This window comes from Pusillimonas sp. T2 (assembly GCF_002236805.1).
Classification (GTDB): Bacteria; Pseudomonadota; Gammaproteobacteria; order Burkholderiales; family Burkholderiaceae_B; genus Neopusillimonas.
Genome location: NZ_NIQA01000007.1, coordinates 24,657 through 42,449, shown reverse-complemented (window position 1 = coordinate 42,449; position 17,793 = coordinate 24,657). Strand labels below are relative to the sequence as shown.

The 17,793-nt window shown below is 53.2% G+C and carries 11 protein-coding genes; 4 read left to right on the top strand and 7 right to left on the bottom strand.

The genetic code is table 11. The features are described 5' to 3' along the window. Positions 1–8 precede the first annotated feature (8 nt). The 7 genes from PuT2_RS11500 to PuT2_RS11470 form a co-directional block, all read right to left on the bottom strand. Positions 9–521, bottom strand: a complete 513-nt coding sequence (locus tag PuT2_RS11500; RefSeq protein ID WP_093971204.1) for a hypothetical protein — start codon at positions 519–521, stop codon at positions 9–11. After that, positions 518–1,726, bottom strand: coding sequence for a hypothetical protein (locus PuT2_RS11495; protein WP_093971203.1), 1,209 nt, complete (start codon positions 1,724–1,726; stop codon positions 518–520). Before PuT2_RS11495 ends, PuT2_RS11500 begins: the two co-directional genes overlap by 4 nt. A 17-nt stretch (positions 1,727–1,743) precedes the next feature. Next, positions 1,744–2,868, bottom strand: coding sequence for a hypothetical protein (locus tag PuT2_RS11490; protein WP_143516157.1), 1,125 nt, complete (start codon positions 2,866–2,868; stop codon positions 1,744–1,746). A gap of 308 nt (positions 2,869–3,176) precedes the next feature. Continuing rightward, positions 3,177–3,725, bottom strand: a complete 549-nt coding sequence (locus PuT2_RS11485) for a lytic transglycosylase domain-containing protein (RefSeq protein ID WP_093971201.1) — start codon at positions 3,723–3,725, stop codon at positions 3,177–3,179. Then, a complete protein-coding gene (locus tag PuT2_RS11480) occupies positions 3,722–4,174 on the bottom strand; it encodes a hypothetical protein (protein ID WP_143516155.1) in 453 nt (150 codons plus the stop codon). The genes PuT2_RS11485 and PuT2_RS11480 overlap by 4 nt, the downstream gene beginning before the upstream one ends. A gap of 68 nt (positions 4,175–4,242) precedes the next feature. After that, positions 4,243–4,659 (bottom strand): hypothetical protein, encoded by a 417-nt coding sequence (locus PuT2_RS11475; protein ID WP_143516154.1) that lies wholly within the window; start codon positions 4,657–4,659, stop codon positions 4,243–4,245. A gap of 115 nt (positions 4,660–4,774) precedes the next feature. Continuing rightward, complete coding sequence (locus tag PuT2_RS11470; protein ID WP_093971198.1) at positions 4,775–6,661, bottom strand: DNA primase; 1,887 nt, start codon at positions 6,659–6,661, stop codon at positions 4,775–4,777. 108 nt (positions 6,662–6,769) lie between these two features. Here PuT2_RS11470 and PuT2_RS11465 point away from each other — a divergent pair, with 108 nt between their 5' ends. The 4 genes from PuT2_RS11465 (at position 6,770) to PuT2_RS11450 (ending at position 17,655) form a co-directional block, all read left to right on the top strand. After that, entirely contained in the window at positions 6,770–8,248 is a 1,479-nt protein-coding gene (locus PuT2_RS11465; protein ID WP_143516152.1) for a hypothetical protein, read from the top strand. 72 nt (positions 8,249–8,320) lie between these two features. Beyond that, positions 8,321–9,274 (top strand): hypothetical protein, encoded by a 954-nt coding sequence (locus PuT2_RS11460; RefSeq protein ID WP_093971196.1) that lies wholly within the window; start codon positions 8,321–8,323, stop codon positions 9,272–9,274. Between the two features lie 87 nt (positions 9,275–9,361). Next, complete coding sequence (locus PuT2_RS11455) at positions 9,362–15,694, top strand: strawberry notch-like NTP hydrolase domain-containing protein (protein ID WP_093971195.1); 6,333 nt, start codon at positions 9,362–9,364, stop codon at positions 15,692–15,694. 11 nt (positions 15,695–15,705) lie between these two features. Next, positions 15,706–17,655 (top strand): DNA topoisomerase, encoded by a 1,950-nt coding sequence (locus PuT2_RS11450; protein WP_093971194.1) that lies wholly within the window; start codon positions 15,706–15,708, stop codon positions 17,653–17,655. Positions 17,656–17,793: the final 138 nt, after the last annotated feature.

Below are 17,793 nucleotides of genomic sequence, written 5' to 3'. Positions count from 1 at the left end.
AGCAATCATCAATGGTGAGTGGCGGATGTGATGGATGAGCGAAGAAAATGGCGTAACGTGCGCACAATGGATAAAGACACGGCTGTTGCGGGACAACCAATGCGCTCTTGCTCGGTGGTTAAGACGTCCTGGCCGATAATGCTCAGATCGCACGTCGGGTGTGCGCTGATGACGCCGTACTTGACCCAATTGAGCAGTTCTTTCTCATGGTGGTCCAGAACATGCTCCAGGGGCTTGCCGGGAGCATCCACATCACGGTTCAACACAAAGAGATTCGCTTGAGCATGAATAAATGCATTGACAGCATCTCCAGCATAAGCAAGAGTGCCGGCCGCCAAAGAGATCGTCGGCCCGCTCAAATCATTGAACAAAGAAAAAATGGTGTCGCCATTTTCGTTAGCCAAGGTCTGGCGTGAGCTGGTAATGATTTCAGGTTTAATATGGCGGCGCATGACTTTGAAGCCCTTGTCCATATCAGCCAACATGCGGTCAATTGAAATGGTTGTGTCCACGTTGCTCATCGATTCACCTTTAACCATTGAATAATTTCGTCGGCACTCGCATTAGCGAATGCGGTGATTGCGCCCGAGCTGGACACAATGATGGGGGTTTCCTGCAACCCAAAATACTCAAACAGTGCTGTGGCCAATTTCAGGCGATTTATTCCGCCCTCACAGATATCGATCTGCTTCGGGCCAAACAGCCCGGAGTACCACGCACCTGGTATGGTGCGTATTTGCTCAGTTTTCCCGTTCTCACACATTGACGCCACGACCTTCTTGGCGCTCTCTGTCGACTGGCCAGCAACCGGCAAGGCCACAGGAGACAGCCCGTTCTCTAAAAGACGCTCTTCGATTTGATCCATTCGTTGCAGCAGAGTCTGGCTATGAATGGAGTCAGGATCAACGAATAACCAAAAAGGAGATGAGACCGCCCGTTCAGGAAACATATGAAATCCAGCGATGGAGCCCGCGGCCAGCAGGTTCTTAAGCGCTTGTTCGTTCAGACGCAATTCTTGAACAGGAGTGTGGCGAAGGAGTTGGGCCGATGCTGAGGCGACCGGCTCCATCTGCCGATAGTTCTCATTAGTTTCGGATTGTGTGCGCGGTAAAGGCTCTGTTTCCTTGCGCGCCTCTGATTTGGACAGTTCAGCAGATGAAATCAGGGCCAGATCCTCCCGATTCATTTGTTGTTTGCTCAAATCAAGGTGCGCAGCGCTTATGGTTTGTTCATAATGAACCTCGTCATTGAGCTTCAATATGGAGTTCGCGCCCATGGTACCGATAGAGCCGAGTAGGGCGCCAGCGCAGATGGCCCAAGCCAAGTGGGTACGATTGAAACGATCGCTACCCGGGCCTGGCGCAGCCTTAACCGGTGCGCTGGCGTGTGCGGGAGGCTGGGGTAGACAGTGGGCCGACCAAAGACCCTCGTACAACGCGGTCGCTGCTTCGTTGGCACTCTCTAAACTTTCGAATGAAAGGGAGAGCCACGGCGCATCATTCAGGGAGTCGAGGTCGAGATTTTTGACTGTAACAGTATGCTTGAGTTGCTCTGCGTCACCGTGGGTTGTTTCGGGCTCGATGGTGATAACAGGGTTGTATCGCTTATACGTGTATTTGTGCAACGTACTGGAGCAGCGAAAGCCTTCGAGAATAAAGGTCACGCTTCCGGGCTGAAGGAATGTTCTAAGTTTGGCGTTCTTTGGCAAATAGCTGATGTTGCTCATGTAGGGTGCCCTGATGATTATTGTGCGCCGGCCGGCGGAAGATTCGAGGTGTTGGCAATATCATTCCATGCCTCCTGCCACACAGGGTTGTTGGCAAGGTTGGTCCAAAGTTCTTTGTCATGCAGCCAATCATCGGTGTCATCGATGCCATCGCGCCAGTGTTGCCACTCTTGGTCAAAGGCGCGAACGACTTGATCAACGTAAATGGTGTGAACGAGGTGGCCGTTCGTATCTCGATGTAAGGGCAAAATGCCGCGCTCGATGCAATCACGCTCAAACTGGTATTGACTGAAGGTCAGCGCACCTTCGGCGGACGGCGTCTTGCGCCCAGCGTCATCCAGGGCCCAGAACAGCACCCGAGCCATTGGCCGCAACCAAATGAACTTGCCGGTAGTAAGCTTTCCGTTGCCGCGTGCTTTGGCAAGCAAGGCCACTAAAAAGGTGTGTTCCCAGTGATGAATCTTGGCCAGATTCAGTACGTGCTCATGCGTGCGCCATTGATCAAACGTGCTTTGAACAATGGGCAGCGCAAGATTGGCAAAGCCTTTTTCGGTCCCATATGCGCTTCGATTAAGAGCATCAAGCACCTCTTTGCTTTGTTTTTTTCCTTTGTTAGAGCCAAAGGCGTAGGGGGCCAGAATAGCCAGCATTGCTTTGCCCGCGTCGGATAACCGATCGGTAGGCAGCTGAGCCGGTTTGCCTCCCTTTTGTGGTGTGGCCAAGTCCAAGGCGAGGTTGGTGATCTGAAAGCCTAGATACTTATTGAATGTGCAAGTTTGGCCGTTACGTTTGACCTGTTTTGTGTGCTGCAGATAGTCGGCCAAGCGCAGACGGTCAACCTTGAGTGAGCGCTCAGCGTCAGTTTTGCGAGTAAATACTCCGTCCTGCTGCTGTCGATCTGTATCAACAACCAAAATAGGTCGTTTCGTTGGCGTCTTGGCCGCACGCAAGAGTTCATCAGGGAAGGTTTGACGCCGCCATTCCTTAAATTTATTGGCCACAATATCTTTCTGGATGCAAACAACGGGAGCTATCTCGGGAAACGCCACAACCATTTTCTGAGCAAATGTCTCAGGTGTGAGTTTCCTGGTGCGAAGGATCTTCGTTTTTCGAAGTTGGCGTTGAAACAGCACAACGTACAAGGGTAGGCTGGCATACACCCAGGGCTTGAGAGCCACATTCAGGTAGGCGCACCAGTCCATGAAACCAATCCGGTTAGGGTGTGTTCGGTAAAGCTGGTACGTGAGATTCAGGTCGTTTACCGTTGTGCTGCTAAGTGAATCGGGCAACAGTCGCCACGGGAACGCCAGTGCATTTACTACGGGCGTTCCGTAAAAAACGATGTAATGCGACGCTACAAACCACAGAAAGGCCCCCAGGCCCACCAGAGATACGAGCCCGATAATGACCCAATTAAGGACGCTTTCCTGGGGCTTGCTTTGATTCGACATCAGAACTTGCCCTTGCGAATGATTTCGTTGTAATGCTTCCAGACCTTCTCAACATAGATGCGCTGAAATTTAGGTGTCGGTGAGTGGTAGTAGGCGATCGCGCACCAAATGTCGGTCTTCTTTCGTTTGGTAATGCAGGTGTTCCACTCCCAACGTAAGGCATAGGCCTGAGCCATCAGCGCCTGGCACATGTTGTCCCGCAGCGATGAAATGGGTATGTTGTGTTTTTCCACCATGTACTTGGCCCACGAATTCGTGTTCAACTGGGCCGGACCAATATCCTTCGAGCCGTTCTTGTTAGTGGCAACAATACCGGTTCTGCCTCCGGATTCCGTTTTTAGAATCGCTAGTAAGGCCATTGCTGGCACCTTGTAACGATTGGCCGCGTTATCCAGACAATTTGCCGGGATGCGTTTAGGTAGTTCGATATTCTTCAGCGAGTTAACCGGAGCCGATGGGGCACCAGATTCTGGCGTAGCCAGCACGCTTGCAGGCAGTGAAATTGCGCCCAGAAGGCTAAGCGCCCCTAATGTGTTGCGCAGATTCATAGGAAAAGCCTCCTGAAGAAGTCATCGCGGCTTGTCAGCGCTTTGAGGCTTATCAGTTCGCGCTCTTGAAGCTGAACCTGGAACAACGTCATCTTGAGCACCTGGATAGAAAAACAGATGCACGCAACCCAGCAGGTGCCAAAAAGCGAGAAGAACATCAGGCCAAAAGGGATATACAGGGCAATGGCTGCCAGAGCGCATAGAAACGCCCACGCCAGGGTCAGGCTTACCCATTTGATGATCCGCACGTTGCGAAGCTGCACGGCAAGCTCAGGCTCGGTCCATTCGTTGCCTTTGACCAGCTTGGCAAATGCAGTTTTTGGGTCCGGCGCATCAAGGTACTGAACGTTTTGCAATCGGGTTCGCTCTTTGATGCTTTGAGCGCCCATGCTTTGCATTTCATCCTTGACGTTGACCACGCGATCAATAACATCTTTCGGTGTTCTCAAAAAGCGTGGCAGGAACACGCATCGTGCGGTCCATCTCGCAGCCTGGGCGGCTTTTCCTCGTATTGTCATTACCCTATTGCCTTTTCTTTAAGAATCGCTTGCGTGAGCAGGCCAAGCGCATCGGGGCGCAACAGAGCAGACCAATTCTTGCCGCGCTTTAGCTCCTCATTGCGATATCGCAAGCCGGGCATGTGCTCAAGCCACTGGTCTCGTACCTGCACAGAAAAATCAATAAACTTGGCCAACTCCAGCACGCACTCACCCGACAAGCGCGAGCCAACGATGTTTGGGAATAACCACCGATCAAGCTTTACCAGCTGGCTCGAGATGTTGGAACGAATGATGTGCCCGGTTTGAGGGTCCTCTTGAGAAAGAATCCAGTCTTTTCGATAGCGGGTAAGGACTTCTCTTGTCCGAATCAGGACAGCTTGCTCGTGCAGACCGCGCTCACTTGGCGCGGCGCTGTTGAAAAGCACCTCGCTCACAGGGTCTGCCCACAGGCGGCGAGCCAGGCTGGCAGGCTGGTCAAAAGTTGGTGGCGGTGGCAACATGGCTGCAGTATAAAATAATTATAGATATACGGATAGTGAGTATATAAAGCTAATTTTCACGCATTCGAGCGTGTTTATCAAGCCGCTCCAAATGCTCTTGCGTTGAGATCTCGCCGGCGGCGTACTGGACCTTGGCGTAATCGGTAGCACTTTGAATCGCAAACTCGTGCACGAGTCGATCGGTACTTGTTAGCACTTGTTTGGCCACTTCATCCAAATGTGACGCAGACTCATCCGATTTGCTTCGATTCATCCCCATGCCAATGGCCAGGTGGAATTGTTTGTACAGCACGTTGTGGGCCGGAATGGTGCGATCGAGCAGGGTGTCAAGAGCGACTGATTGGTTCAACGCCAATATGGGTAGTCGATTCGCGGCAATAAGTAGCTGTTTGATATAGCGTGGAAGCTGCACAATCAGCTGCTGATCTTCAGATCGCTGCATTTGGCCTTGGGCGATGCGCTCAGTGAGCGCCTGTAGTTGAGTGTTCGCCAGTTGATGCAGGGCAAGCACGCCTGGGTCATGCTGGAAATGAGGTGGTATGAGTCCGAGCAATCGATTGATTTCATGCTCGAGCGATCGAGTTTGTGAGTAAGCACTGTCCAAACCCGTTTGAGCCCAATGCTCCAGGTACAGAGCAAAGAATTGCTGAAGATCCAAACTATCGCTCAGCGCCTGGTCAAATGCCGGTACCGAGTGCGCACGAATATACTCATCAGGATCGAGCGAGTCTGGTAGCTCGACAAAGCCGATACGAACATCAGGGTGGTAATTCTGAAGTAAAGGCTCGAGTGCGCGGTGCATCGCTTTTTGTCCCGCCATATCGCCGTCCATGACGAAGTAGATATGCTTGGCGCCTACGCGAATCAGTAGTTGAATTTGTTCGCCCGTAATAGCGGTGCCCATCGAGGCCACGGCGTTGTCGATGCCGTGATTGGCCAGGCCAATAACATCCATATAGCCCTCGACCACGATGGCCTGAGCAGTGGTGCTAATACGTGGTTGAGCTTCGTACAGCCCAAAGAGTAGCTCCCGTTTGTTAAACAGTGGCGAGTCTGGCGAGTTTAGGTACTTGGGCCCTTGAAAAGATTGTTCTTGCTCGCCGCCTTGATCATTGCTCTGTGTCGATTCGGAGTCTTGGAGTCGTCTGCCCCCGTAGGCGACGACGTCCCCGCGTCCGTCGCGGATGCCAAATAGCACTCTGTTTCTGAAGAAGTCGTAGTACCTGGAGGTTTTTTCAGAGCGCTTGACCAGGCCTGCTTCCAACAAACGCGGTTCGGCCGCGTAATTCGGGTAAATCGGTTTTAGCGCGTCGAATCCGTTGGGGGCAAAACCAATGGCAAAGCGCGCAAGCGTTTGCGCGCTGATACCGCGCACGTTCTCCAGGTAGTTTTTGGCCTCGTGGCTTGAGTCGTAAAGAGACGCGTACAGCGCGTGCGCCTTGCGCATCGGCTCAAGAAGCCGCTCTTTGCGTTGTTCGGGAGAAAGGCCGTCGTCTTCTTTTGTCTCGAACTGAAATGCCGTTGGCCGAGCCTTCAGGCCCAAAGTGCCTGCAGGGACATCTTTCACGCCCGTTGATTGGGCACCTCGTTCGTCAGCAAGCCATGTCGGCGGAGCTTGTATGCCGTAGCGTTTACCAAGATAGTCCACAGCTTCGCGAAACTTCATGTCGTACTGGCGGCGCACGAATGTGATGACATCACCGCCTTGTTTGCCGTTCAGACCTGCGTCGCAACCAAAGCAATGGTAAAGCTGCTTCTCACCTGATACTGAAAAGCTGGGCGAGCGATCGGCGTGAAATGGGCACTTGCCCATGTAGGAGTTTGATCTTGCGCCTGAGCGAGCCTTGAGCGCCACGACCTCGGAGATGACATCAACGATGTCGGCAGCTTCCATGACCTGCTTGACGAAGCGCTGGTGTTCGTAGTTAACGCTCATGGTGTCCTACTAAAAATAATCTGTTCCGTTTCCTTGACCTTCAAGGGGCGGTTACCTAAAGTTGTGCTCAGGATTATTGCATCAACTCGAACTATAAATCGAGAAAACATGAGCACATTTATTTTCGAACCCATTACTAGCCAGGCGCCAGTTCCTGCATCTAAGCCCGTGCCGGCTGCAGCTCCCATAGTGATGACTGTTGAGCAACGCAGGGCTCATCTGCAGGAGCAGATGCGTGCGCGTATCGATCTATTGCCCCAGCGCGATCAACTGCAGGAATCGGATTTGGCGCAATGGATTGGTTTTGTCTCGAGCACAATGCCAGAGCAAGCGCTTTGGCATATTACGCGTGCAGGAGGTGTCGGCGGCAGTGAAATTGGTGGCCTGGTGCGTAATTTTATGGGTCACCGCGCAGACTTTATGTTCAGTGCCCATGACTGGGCGCTAGATAAGCTCTTTCGTCGCTTTCCCACGCCTCAAACGGCGGATATGCGCCGAGGCATTGAGAACGAGGCAGCGCACCGTAATCGGTTTTATGCCGATTATGTGTGTGACAGAGAGGGTAAGGCCTTCGAGCGACTGGCTAAGGCCAAAGGGTCGTTGTCCTGGATGCGTTACTCACCTGATGATGTAGTGGTGTTTCGCGAGCGCGTCACTATCCCGATGCAGGGCGGTGCTATTGAGATCGAGCCTGGGCAGATCTTCTTGATTGACTATAAGGCGCCTTCGTCGGTAGTAGCCGAGGACGCTGTGTCATTTCAGTACATGTGCCAGCTCAATATGGGGGCCATTCTGGCGCAAGAGCAGGGCATCGCCCTGTCCGGCACGATGCTCAGTCAGTTCGACTGGGCCAATTGGCGCCTCAAGAACGATTTCATACGAGTTGATCCCGTACTTGCCGACCTTATCAAAGAGGCAGGCAATCACTACTGGCAGTGCGTCCTTAACGGTGAGGTTCCCCCTTATGTTCTCTCCCAGGTTAAGGAACTGGACGACGAGCAAATTGCGCAAACGCAGCCTATCGCGCGCAAGATTGCACAACTTAATGCATTGGCGACCGCTGCAAAGAATGAAAGTGACACGCTTCGTGCTGTTCTGGTAGACAAGCTTGGGTTAGCAGATCAGCGACTGGCCGGGCAAAAGGTGGCTTTCCCCAACACATTGAGCATTTCAGCAACTGTCGGGATCGATGCTGATCAAGTGCGTGCTGACCTAGCCGACAAGCCCGAATTGCTAGATAAATGCGTGGTTACCCAGGCCAACGGAAAGCAAAAGGTTAGTTATGACGTTGATTCGATGCTTAAAACATTGGAGCAGCTGCAGATCGATACCGCCAAGTTTGTGATTCCGCAGCTCGATACCCAAAAAACCTACCAAACGTTGGTTGAATGCGGCAAGGATCCAGAGGCGTATGTGACCGAAAGCTTGCGATTTACTGTAAATCGCAAAGTCAGTGAAGCTGCCAAAAGCTGGGTTGCAAAGCATTTTGCGCAACCAGAGCCGGTAGTCGAAGGTAACTCTGATCAGCACAGCCAATCGGAGGCGCCTGAGCAAGCGCCAGGAGGGAGAGTAATGACACCATCCTGACGCATTTTCCCACCTGTGACCCCATAGATCGTGGTACGCAAAACCCTTTCATTATTTCTTCAGGAGGCCATCATGGCATTTCACAAGCGCCAAAGCAGCAACGTTCAATTCGCCCAACTTAACCTGAAAGAGGGCAACATTTCTGTGCCTATCGGCGTTGAGAATGGCGTCAAGCTCTTCGATACCTTTGAATCGATCTCCGGCTACATCACTCGTCTTGATATTCGCAAGAATGAGTCCGCTGAGTACGGTCTGTCCGAGTCGTTAACCATGTATTTTCACGACTCAACCAGTTTGTCGTTTAACTTCGCTAACAATGGAAACGTGAACTACACGGCAGCTCATTTGATTGCACGCTTGTTGTCGGTTGCCGGTAGCGAGCCCGGATTCTCCAACGAAGTCGTCATCCGTGCTGGCGTTTTGCCAGCTGGCCATAAGTTCCCAGACGGCAAGGTTCTCGAAAAGGATCGTGTTTGGACCTCAGTGCGCGTGCCTGCCCTGTCGAACGACCCGATTCCTCCCTACTATGGCAAAGACACCAACGGCCAGCCGTTGGATAAGCTGCCCGAGACGCCTCCTCTTGTCGGTCAGAATGGTCACCCGCTTATGCATCAGAACCGTCCGGTGCGTGATCACACCATGCTCAAGGCCTGGGTCGATGGTGCCGTCGGCTTTCTCAAGCAACGTGCCGAGCAAACTGCTGAAATCAACCGTCAGAAGGCTCCAAAGCCTAACGAATCGACTGATGATGCAGGCATTGACCCAGCGGCAATTGTTGCAGCAGAGGTCGCCGCCCAGGCAGCGCGTCAGCAAACCACTCACTACCAAGCAGCGCCCGACCAAGTACAACAGGCACAGCACAATCAGCAGCCTAATACCTATCAAGGGCAACATCAACAACAAGGTCAGCACCAGCAAGCGCAGGCTCCTCAGTTTCAGCAACAAGCTGCTCACGCTCAGCCCGCCGCAGGTTATCAACCAGTTCCTGAGCAAGTGCAACAGCGCGGCCCAGCGGTTCGCTTCTAAGTTAGAGCGGTGCCATTCATTCGGTGGCCAGCGCAATCGCTGCGCCACCGTTTCCTTATTCGATAGCAACATGACGGTTAGGTAGCCATGAGCGAGCGCAAACAACGATGGATTCAACTGAACGACCCTGACGGGGCACGGCTCAAGATCATGCCGTACAACAAGGGGGCGAGTCATTATTTAGTTATCTCTGGTGTTGCGCCACGATCCGAGTTGTTTCAACGTTTGATACAGGAAGCTGGCTATGTGGCTTCCAATAACGGGGGCTTATTAATTCGCAAGATCCGCCAGGGTGAGTTGGTCAATCCGGATCAATTCAAACCATTTTGGCCCGAAGTAACGTCTGAGCTGATGGGTACGAAAGAGTTCATCCTGCCCGATCCAACCGTTGTTAAGGCCGCAGCCCCGGTAGCTCAATCCAGCCAAAACGCCGAGCAAGAGCCTAATAGCTCTGCCGCAGAGACACAAGATGTTCAAAGCGCAATCACGGCCGCAACGTATTTGGGTTGGAACGCATCAGGCGAGAAAGTCTACGAGCGAGCATCGGGGCGTTTTGTGGTCTCAGCCGACGAAGTCCTTATTGAAGAGAACGAGTCTTTGCCGCGTCCGATGTTTCTTCGCTGCAGGACATCAATCGATCTGCGTCAAAACGTCGCAGGCCTTCTGGTTGCTGTTGAGAAGGGAGAGCCGATTCGCGAGACCGACCTAGCCAGATTCGTCAAAGCGATCTGGGCAAAAGACCTGGACCAGCTGACCGATGAGCAATGGGTGAATATGGCTTCGGCGCTCGATACGCTCATGGCCAGCACCCTGTTGAACAACTCCACGAGCGCGCCAGGTGCTTGGAGCGACGCTACGTATTTCGAGCAAATGATCCCGGTGCTGGACATTATCAGGAAGAAGGCAGCACAAACCAGTGCAAGCCTACCGCTCGCCGTGTTGACCCATCGCCTGGTGGGGGCGCCTCAGACTGGTCAGGTGGTGCGCGCCCTTGGGCCAGTGAGCCCAATAAATTTCGGATTGTTCGCCGAGCCCGTTGCCGTGCAGCAGGCGGCACCAGAAGCTATGCAGGTGTACTGGTCCAAGGCGACGTTCCGCCTGGATGAGAATACGCCAAATGACGATATCAAGCCAGCCCACATAGTTGTGAAGGCCCGCGATGCTGAGCAGGCGAACAGCTTGTTATCCACAAGTATCGGCCAGTTGGAAGAAGACGGTACAGTTGTTGTGCAAGTTGAGCTGAATGCAAGCCCAGGTGGGCTCGATAGCGCGACCAAACAATGGTTACTGGAACTGGAGAACAAGGGGGTGGTCGAACAGGTGTTCGACATCCCTCAATGGCTTCTACGTGACGGCACAGAAAGTGCTGGGGTGCGTCTCGTATTGTTTCGTAAGACCGACGTGCATCGGCGGCGCGATTTTTCGCAGAAAACGGCCTTACCCGTTGTTGATTCCTGGGACATGGCCAAGACTCTGGTGGATGAAACGTTGGTGCGGCTGCAGCGTCCGGACGAAGGTACGGATGACTCAATTTCCCTGGATTATCTAACCCGAGCCGAGAACAAGCTGCAACGCCCCTACCTGGCGATGTCGCGTATTGGGCCAGCTAGTACGATGGTTCCAAAGAACATTCAATCATCGCTTAGTTACGCTCTTGACGCGCTGGAGCAGGAGTACGGTCAGATCGATGAGTTTGTCAGTGCTGAACTTGGCTTCGGCAAGGAGACTTTGGCCGACAGTTTCTCTCCCGAGCAGATTGATGCCGTTGGACTGGGTGTTCGGCGTCTGCTGGCCAACAAGGGTTTCATCATTGGCGATGAAACCGGGATCGGCAAGGGGCGTGTTATCAGCGCGTTTGCTACCTGGGCACTTAAGAACAGGCACCCGGTGATCTTCATTACAGACCGCTCCACGTTGTTCTCGGATCTTGCCCGTGACCTGAATGACATTGGTGAATGGCACCGTTTTCGACCCCTCATCACTAATGCTGATGGTGACATTCTGGATATGGGCGATGGGGGCCGCGTGCTTGCGTCGGCGACGCCAGCAGGCGAACTAAAGAAGATGATGGCCTCGGGTGCGTCACCCTGGGAGACCGGGGCCAATATAGTCTTTACCACGTACTCGCAACTGAGTCAGGAGAATTCCGCCAAATGGGCGTGGCTCAAAAAGCATTGCGCCGATGCTTTGATTATTGCTGACGAGTCGCATATTGCTGCGGGAGCCGATTCAAACACTGCCAATCAGATCAGTGATCTGACTACGAGCGCCTGGTCTGTGGTTTATTCCTCGGCGACCTGGGCCAGAAACGCGCAGAACCTGCGTCTTTACGCCAGGGCTTTCCCAGAGAACATGAGCGTTTCGGTATTGTCCGACCTGATGGCCAGGGGTGGGCACGATTTTGCGGAGATTTTCAGCAGCATGCTGGCCATGGACGGTGCGTTCATCCGGCGCGAGCACGATCTTTCTAAGATCGAGTTCAACGTTCTTGTTGACGAGGCACATTTCTCTCGTAATGAACAGGTAGTCGCGAAGGTGTCCGAAGTGTTGGGCATGATGGCGATGCTCTCGGGTGAAGTTAACCATGCGTTGCAGCGTATGAATCAACAGACCCAGCAGGCCATTACGCAGGCCAATAAGGCGTATGAGCGTATTCGAGCCTTGGTCGGTGGCGTATCCGAAAGCGAGGCGATGAGCCGAATTGATCAGCGCAAGCAGGTGATCCAAGCTGGCCTGGAGGAACTCGAACTTGCACGAGTGCGCGCACATCAGCAGAACTTAGATCGCATGGCCGTAACGGTGCTGTACCGCGACCCTCAGAGTGCGGACGCTGTTCAGAATATTGAGGAATTCGGCCTTATGCCGAGCCAAGGCCCTCAAATTCAAACAATTGAGACGATCAACGAGTGGGTGACTCAATCACAGGCGGATTTGCGTCTTATTGAAGAATTCGAGCGCAGTCAGTCAGCGTTTGCCCAGACGATGCGCTCCAATGCCGGCCATTTGTTCAAAAGCTCGTTCGGTACCGGCAGCGCAATCTATCAAGCAATGCGTCGAACTATGGCCGCCGTTTTGGTCGATCAGGCTGTAGAGCGAGCAATTCAAGCTGTTCGCGAGGACCGCAAGCCCGTCATTGTCTTTGAGGAGACAGGTGAAACGTTTGTGCGTCAGTTTATCGAGCAGGAATTGCAGGCAATTACTGAGCAGGTAAAGCAGGCGCGGCAACGGGGCGATGATCGACTGACACGCGCCTTGGCCGACCAACTTGCCACTGGCACACGGGTCGATGAGTTGGTCAAAGACATACGCATGCCGGTGATCGCAGATCTTATGCGTTCGCTTTTGGCTCGCATTGGGGGGGTAAGTGTCAGCGAGCCAGACACCATGCAGAGCAACAAGGGCGCAGAGGCAGCACGGATCAAAGCGATCAGTTCACTTAAAGAAGTTCCGGGCCTGGCTGCTGATCTGATCGATAAATTCGAGCAAGGTGTTCAAAAGATCGCTGAGCAGATCAACCAGCTGCCAGCCTTGCCTATCGTTCCAGTTGACGCGATTCGAGCAAAGCTTGCGGCCGCCGGCATCACCATAAAGGAGGTATCGGGTCGCAACTATCAGCTCGATCCAGTTGATGCACAGGATTTATCAGGCAGGGTACGAATTACCCGACGCGATCGGTCAAAGACACAAATTATGAAGTCGGTGTCTGACTTTAACAATGACCCGAACACCCATGCATTGATTATCAACGTAGCCGCTGCTACGGGGCTGTCGATGCATGCGTCACCTCGTTTTGCCAATACAAATCAGCGTGAATTGATTGAGTTCCAGATTCCGGAGAGCGCGATCACGCGAGTACAGCTGCTGGGTCGGGTGAATCGATTCGATCAGGTAATTCCCCCAAAGATCAGCATCTTGACCGCCGGGCTGTTTGCCGAATACCGCTCGTTGATGATGCAGAACAGAAAATTGCAGGACTTGTCGGCAAATATCCGCTCATCGCGTGACAACGCCGCTGTGATTGACTCGGTACCCGACATTCTGAATCCAATAGGCGACCGAGTTTGCACAGAGTTTCTCATGGAGAACCCCAGCATTGCGTCCCGGCTGGACATTGATATCCGTCGCTTGCAGAACTATCACGGTATGGCCTCGCTTCTCACCCAACGGTTGGTGTTGTTAGCACCAGCCGCGCAGAAGACGGTTTACGACGAGATTGTCGAAGCGTATGAAGATGCTCTGCTTGAGCAGAGTTTGGAAGAGGGGGGCATAGATAACGCTGATTGGCGTGCGAGCACCGTATCGACACGCAAAGCGTGGGGCCCCCCAGAGGAGCTTGCGTTGACATCCGCCTTTGATAGCCCTGTGTACTTCAAACTTCTTGAGTATACGGAGGACTATCAGCCAATGACGTGGGATGATATCGAACAGCGCGTCCAGAGTTCAACCCAGGCACTTTCGTCTGATGAAAGGGTCACCTCGCAGTTCCCGCCAGGCGTTGTCCAGGCCAGGATTGTCACTGATCAAGTGCGTGGCACACCGCAGGAGCATGAAAATGTCTTCGTAGCATCGTTGATCGAGTCCCTTGCAAAAGCGCAAGCAGAAGCGAGGGTGGTCGGAGAGCCTGCCTTAGAAGATCGAGCCGATCAAGATGGAGTGCAAGATCCAGTGGTTGGTTTGCAGACGCTTGGTGGCAAATGGGTGGCGGTCAGTGCTTATCACCCGGGACGTCGTCAGCACGAGGCATACGCTGGGCTGGTTTCACGCTCAGGTCATTCCATGAAGCTTTACAACCTGCACGAAGGGCGGGCTCGGGTCTATTACCTGAATCTGGGCCGAGCCATTCATTCATCAACAAATGGCGATATCGGACAATCGCTTCGCTTAGAGCGCACATTGTCCTATGACAAGAGTCATTGGCTGTACGGTCGATTCGCCCAGTGCTGGCGGGCGCCTTACCCAGCAGTGACGCTACCCGATTTAAGTGCTGTGGTTTCCAAAGCCGACCGGGTCTTTGATGCCAAGAAAGTTATGGCGCTTGCTGACGCCGGGGCCCAGGACATCGAACAGGCGTTGGCACAACCGGAAGAGAACTCGGTGAAGCTTGTGCACAAGCGTCAATTATTCGTCAAACACATTCTGCCTAAGCTCGTTCCCGGGCAGATCATGACGGTCGAGCCTGATGACGGACGCTTTAATTTCTTTCAGGATCGGTGGCTTGTCGTTGGCGTGGATTTACCACCTGTGAATCGAGAAACAAGTTTGTCCAAGTGGAAGCTTCATCTGGTTCGACCAGGTGATACGCGCGTGCAAACCGTATCTGCGGCTTCGTTAATGAAAATCAGTGAGTTCAAGCTCGAGACCGAGCCCGGTGGCGAGCTCGAGGGGAGGTTGGGTTGGCGTAGTTTGATCGATGTGCGCTCCAATGTTTTTGATGCGTTTCGAGGAGTCCAAGCTCGCCAGACGTTCATCGAACGACTGGCAATGCATACCCCGGGCCCGCGTACGCGACGCCAATCGGTGTTGGCCGGCAATATGTTTGAAGCTGAGCAGTGGGCACGTGCTACCCGGCTTGGCCGTGCGATTATGTACAGCGATGAGCTTGGAATTAAGCATCGCGCGGTGTTGATCAAAAAGAACGCCTGGGGGGCGCGCCAAGACCTCAACGGAGTTGACTTCCCCATCCGCCTGTCGAATACCGAGATGGTTCGGGATTTCGTTCGTCTATGCCATCATCATTATTTCGACAGCGTAACGGGGGAAGGGGCTCAGCCGCGAAATGTTCCTGCTCAGTACGTGGCCGCGACAAGTTTTCGTGCGGCTGTGGATCTGGGAAGAGACGGCGAGCTTAAGTCCGATGCGCTTGTCTACAACCCCTCTAAGAGCGTGTTGATGATAGAGATGAACAAAAGCGAGAAGGATAAGAACGTTCGCGCGATGCGCGCTGCGTTTGCCCAGGATCGGTTGCAATGGTGCCAGGAACGAGGGGAAGACTCTGATTCGCCTAACTGCACGTATCCCTTCAATTTCCGTACCCGTAGTCAACGCACGCCTGCTTCGCAATCGACTACCTATGTAGGTATGCAGGTCCCCGTGGATCGTGACGAGCTTGCGCAATTCATGACGATTGTGGGCAAGGCCCTTGGCTTGCAGTTGTATGTGCCAAGAAATCAGTGGCGAACACGGCACCTGGCTGAACAAGTTGAACAGACGTACTACGTACGACTGGGACAGCGCCTTGAGCAGGAGCGTCGGGAGAAGCTTGAGGCAGCAGAGCGCAGGCGCCACATGTTGCAAACACTTGACCTGGCATTTGATGAGCCGGAGCCCCAAGTAGCGCCTGATGTCGATGAGCTGATGGTTGGTGATTTGCTGGAAGGGCTGGATGCTCCCGACGCACAAGCTATTCGTCAAGTAGGTTAAAGGGGGACGTAATGGCAGCGATCAAACGTTTATGGGTGGCCGAGAAACCCTTGGTGGCTAACGCGCTGGTCAAGGTGTTGTGCAAGCAGGAGCGCTGCACGAGCAAACGGGAAAACGGGTATTCCTTGTTGAGTAACGGCGATGCGGTCGTTCCCCTTTGGGGTCACATGATCGAAATGGCGCGTCCCGGAGCTTATCTGGAGGGCATAGATCCTGAGAAGCAAAAAAATTATTTCAATATTCTGCCTCTGATTCCCAAGAAGTTTGTCTTTGTTGCCAAGAAAGAACGAACGAAGGAAGGCAAAGAGGTTGAGGGTCGGCAAATAAAGATAGTGCAACGACTGACTAAACAGGCAAAGAGTATTGTCAACGCGTGTGACATTGACCGCGAGGGGCAGCTTATCTTTGATGAACTTATGGAGTTCTTTGGACTTGACCCAGCTGCCGGCCAATTTGATCGCGTGGTCATTAACTCCCTCGCCGAAGAGGACTTGAGTCGTTCTGTTCGAGCTCTTGAGAAGAACGGTTCGCCCAAATGGGTCCGAGTGCGTCAAGCCGCTCAAACACGTCAGGCGATGGATTGGCTATTAGGCATGAACGCCTCGATGGCCATGCAACAACTTACTGGAATTCGGACGATGTCGGTAGGCCGCGTTCAGACTCCTGTACTCGCGATGGTGGTTATGCGGGATCTGGCGATTGACAATTTTAGGCCTCAACCCTTTTATGTTCCTATCGCACAACTCGAGAATGGGGCGCAAGTGCGATGGGTCAAGAATGAGCAAGCTGCGCCCGGTGGGTCTGGATTTGACGACAAAGGACGAATGCTTGATCTGGCCACCGCCCAAGGTGTACTTAAGCGCCTGCAACAAGGCGAGCAGGGTGTGGTTAAGGTGTGCACAACCAAAACGGTTGAGAAGGCCGTACCGCTGCCGTTCTCGATGGCAACCCTGCAAAGTTTCGTGGCTCGCCAGTATGACCTGAACGTTACGGAGATCAGTGCCGCAGCCAAAACGCTGTATGAACAGCATCAGGCTATTACCTACATCGGAACTGATTGCGAATACTACCCAGAAAGCCTGCATGGTCAGGCCTCAGAATTGGTGAGTTTGCTTCGCGCCCTGATGTCTCATGCATGTGAAGGCGTAGATACCGCCCGCAAGTCAGCCGCGTTTAACGACGAAAAGCTTGACGAACACTACGCGTTAGCTCCTACCACGAAGATACCCGATGTCAGCGCGCTCACACGCGCTGAAGCGGCCGTTTACGAGGCAATTTGCACCCGTTTTATTGCGCAATTTCACCCCCCGCATGTGCAAACGAAGTGTGCATTTGAGGTCCACTTTGGCTCAGAGGTGTTCAAGGCTAGCGCCAGTGAAGATGTCCATCTCGGTTGGAAATCCCTTTACAAGTCGGAGGTATCAGAGGCTGATGAAGAGGGTTTGCCGGACACCACTGAAACCAAGGTTAGCAATACGGTCGCGGTTCTGTCCGCGAGTGATGTTGGCGAGTGTGTACGGGCGGTGGGCGGCAAAGTGCATCAGGGCACAACCACTGCGCCAGAGCGTTATACCGAGGGTACGCTGATTGAGGATATGAAGAATGCCAGCAAATTCGCCCGCTCGGACCAAGAGCGACAAATGTTGCGTGAGTCTACCGGTATCGGCACGTCTCGTACACGAGACGTGGTAATTGCGAACCTGATCCAACGCCAGTTACTGGAGCGAAAGAAGAAAAAGGGTAGCCGGCGCGATGAGATTTTCTCTACCGCGTTGGCGCGCCAGACGGTTGGACGATTGCCTGCCTGGTTGACCGATGTCGCCACAACCGCCCGCTGGGAAATGATCCTTAGTTCTATTGCCAAGGGTGAGGCGCCGCCGGATGCCGCGCTCAAAATGCAAGAGGTATACGTGACCCAAGTGGTCGAACGAATCAAGGCCCAGCAAAAAATCGCTGCTTAACATTGCGTATTTTATAGTTACGATTAAAATATCAACAACGATTATAAAGAGTGTCCTTAATGACGATCTCCAACATACTTGCAACGGTGCTTAAAGGCAGTCATCAATGGCCAGAGGAGGAGCGATCGCTTTTCATGG

Excerpts from the sequence above, each read along its gene's own strand:
- PuT2_RS11500 (WP_093971204.1), bottom strand. The coding sequence starts at position 521 with ATGAGCAACGTGGACACAACCATTTCAATTGACCGCATGTTGGCTGAT.
- PuT2_RS11455 (WP_093971195.1), top strand. The coding sequence starts at position 9,362 with ATGAGCGAGCGCAAACAACGATGGATTCAACTGAACGACCCTGACGGG.
- PuT2_RS11485 (WP_093971201.1), bottom strand. The coding sequence starts at position 3,725 with ATGAATCTGCGCAACACATTAGGGGCGCTTAGCCTTCTGGGCGCAATT.
- PuT2_RS11450 (WP_093971194.1), top strand. The coding sequence starts at position 15,706 with ATGGCAGCGATCAAACGTTTATGGGTGGCCGAGAAACCCTTGGTGGCT.
- PuT2_RS11460 (WP_093971196.1), top strand. The coding sequence starts at position 8,321 with ATGGCATTTCACAAGCGCCAAAGCAGCAACGTTCAATTCGCCCAACTT.
- PuT2_RS11470 (WP_093971198.1), bottom strand. The coding sequence starts at position 6,661 with ATGAGCGTTAACTACGAACACCAGCGCTTCGTCAAGCAGGTCATGGAA.
- PuT2_RS11495 (WP_093971203.1), bottom strand. The coding sequence starts at position 1,726 with ATGAGCAACATCAGCTATTTGCCAAAGAACGCCAAACTTAGAACATTC.
- PuT2_RS11465 (WP_143516152.1), top strand. The coding sequence starts at position 6,770 with ATGAGCACATTTATTTTCGAACCCATTACTAGCCAGGCGCCAGTTCCT.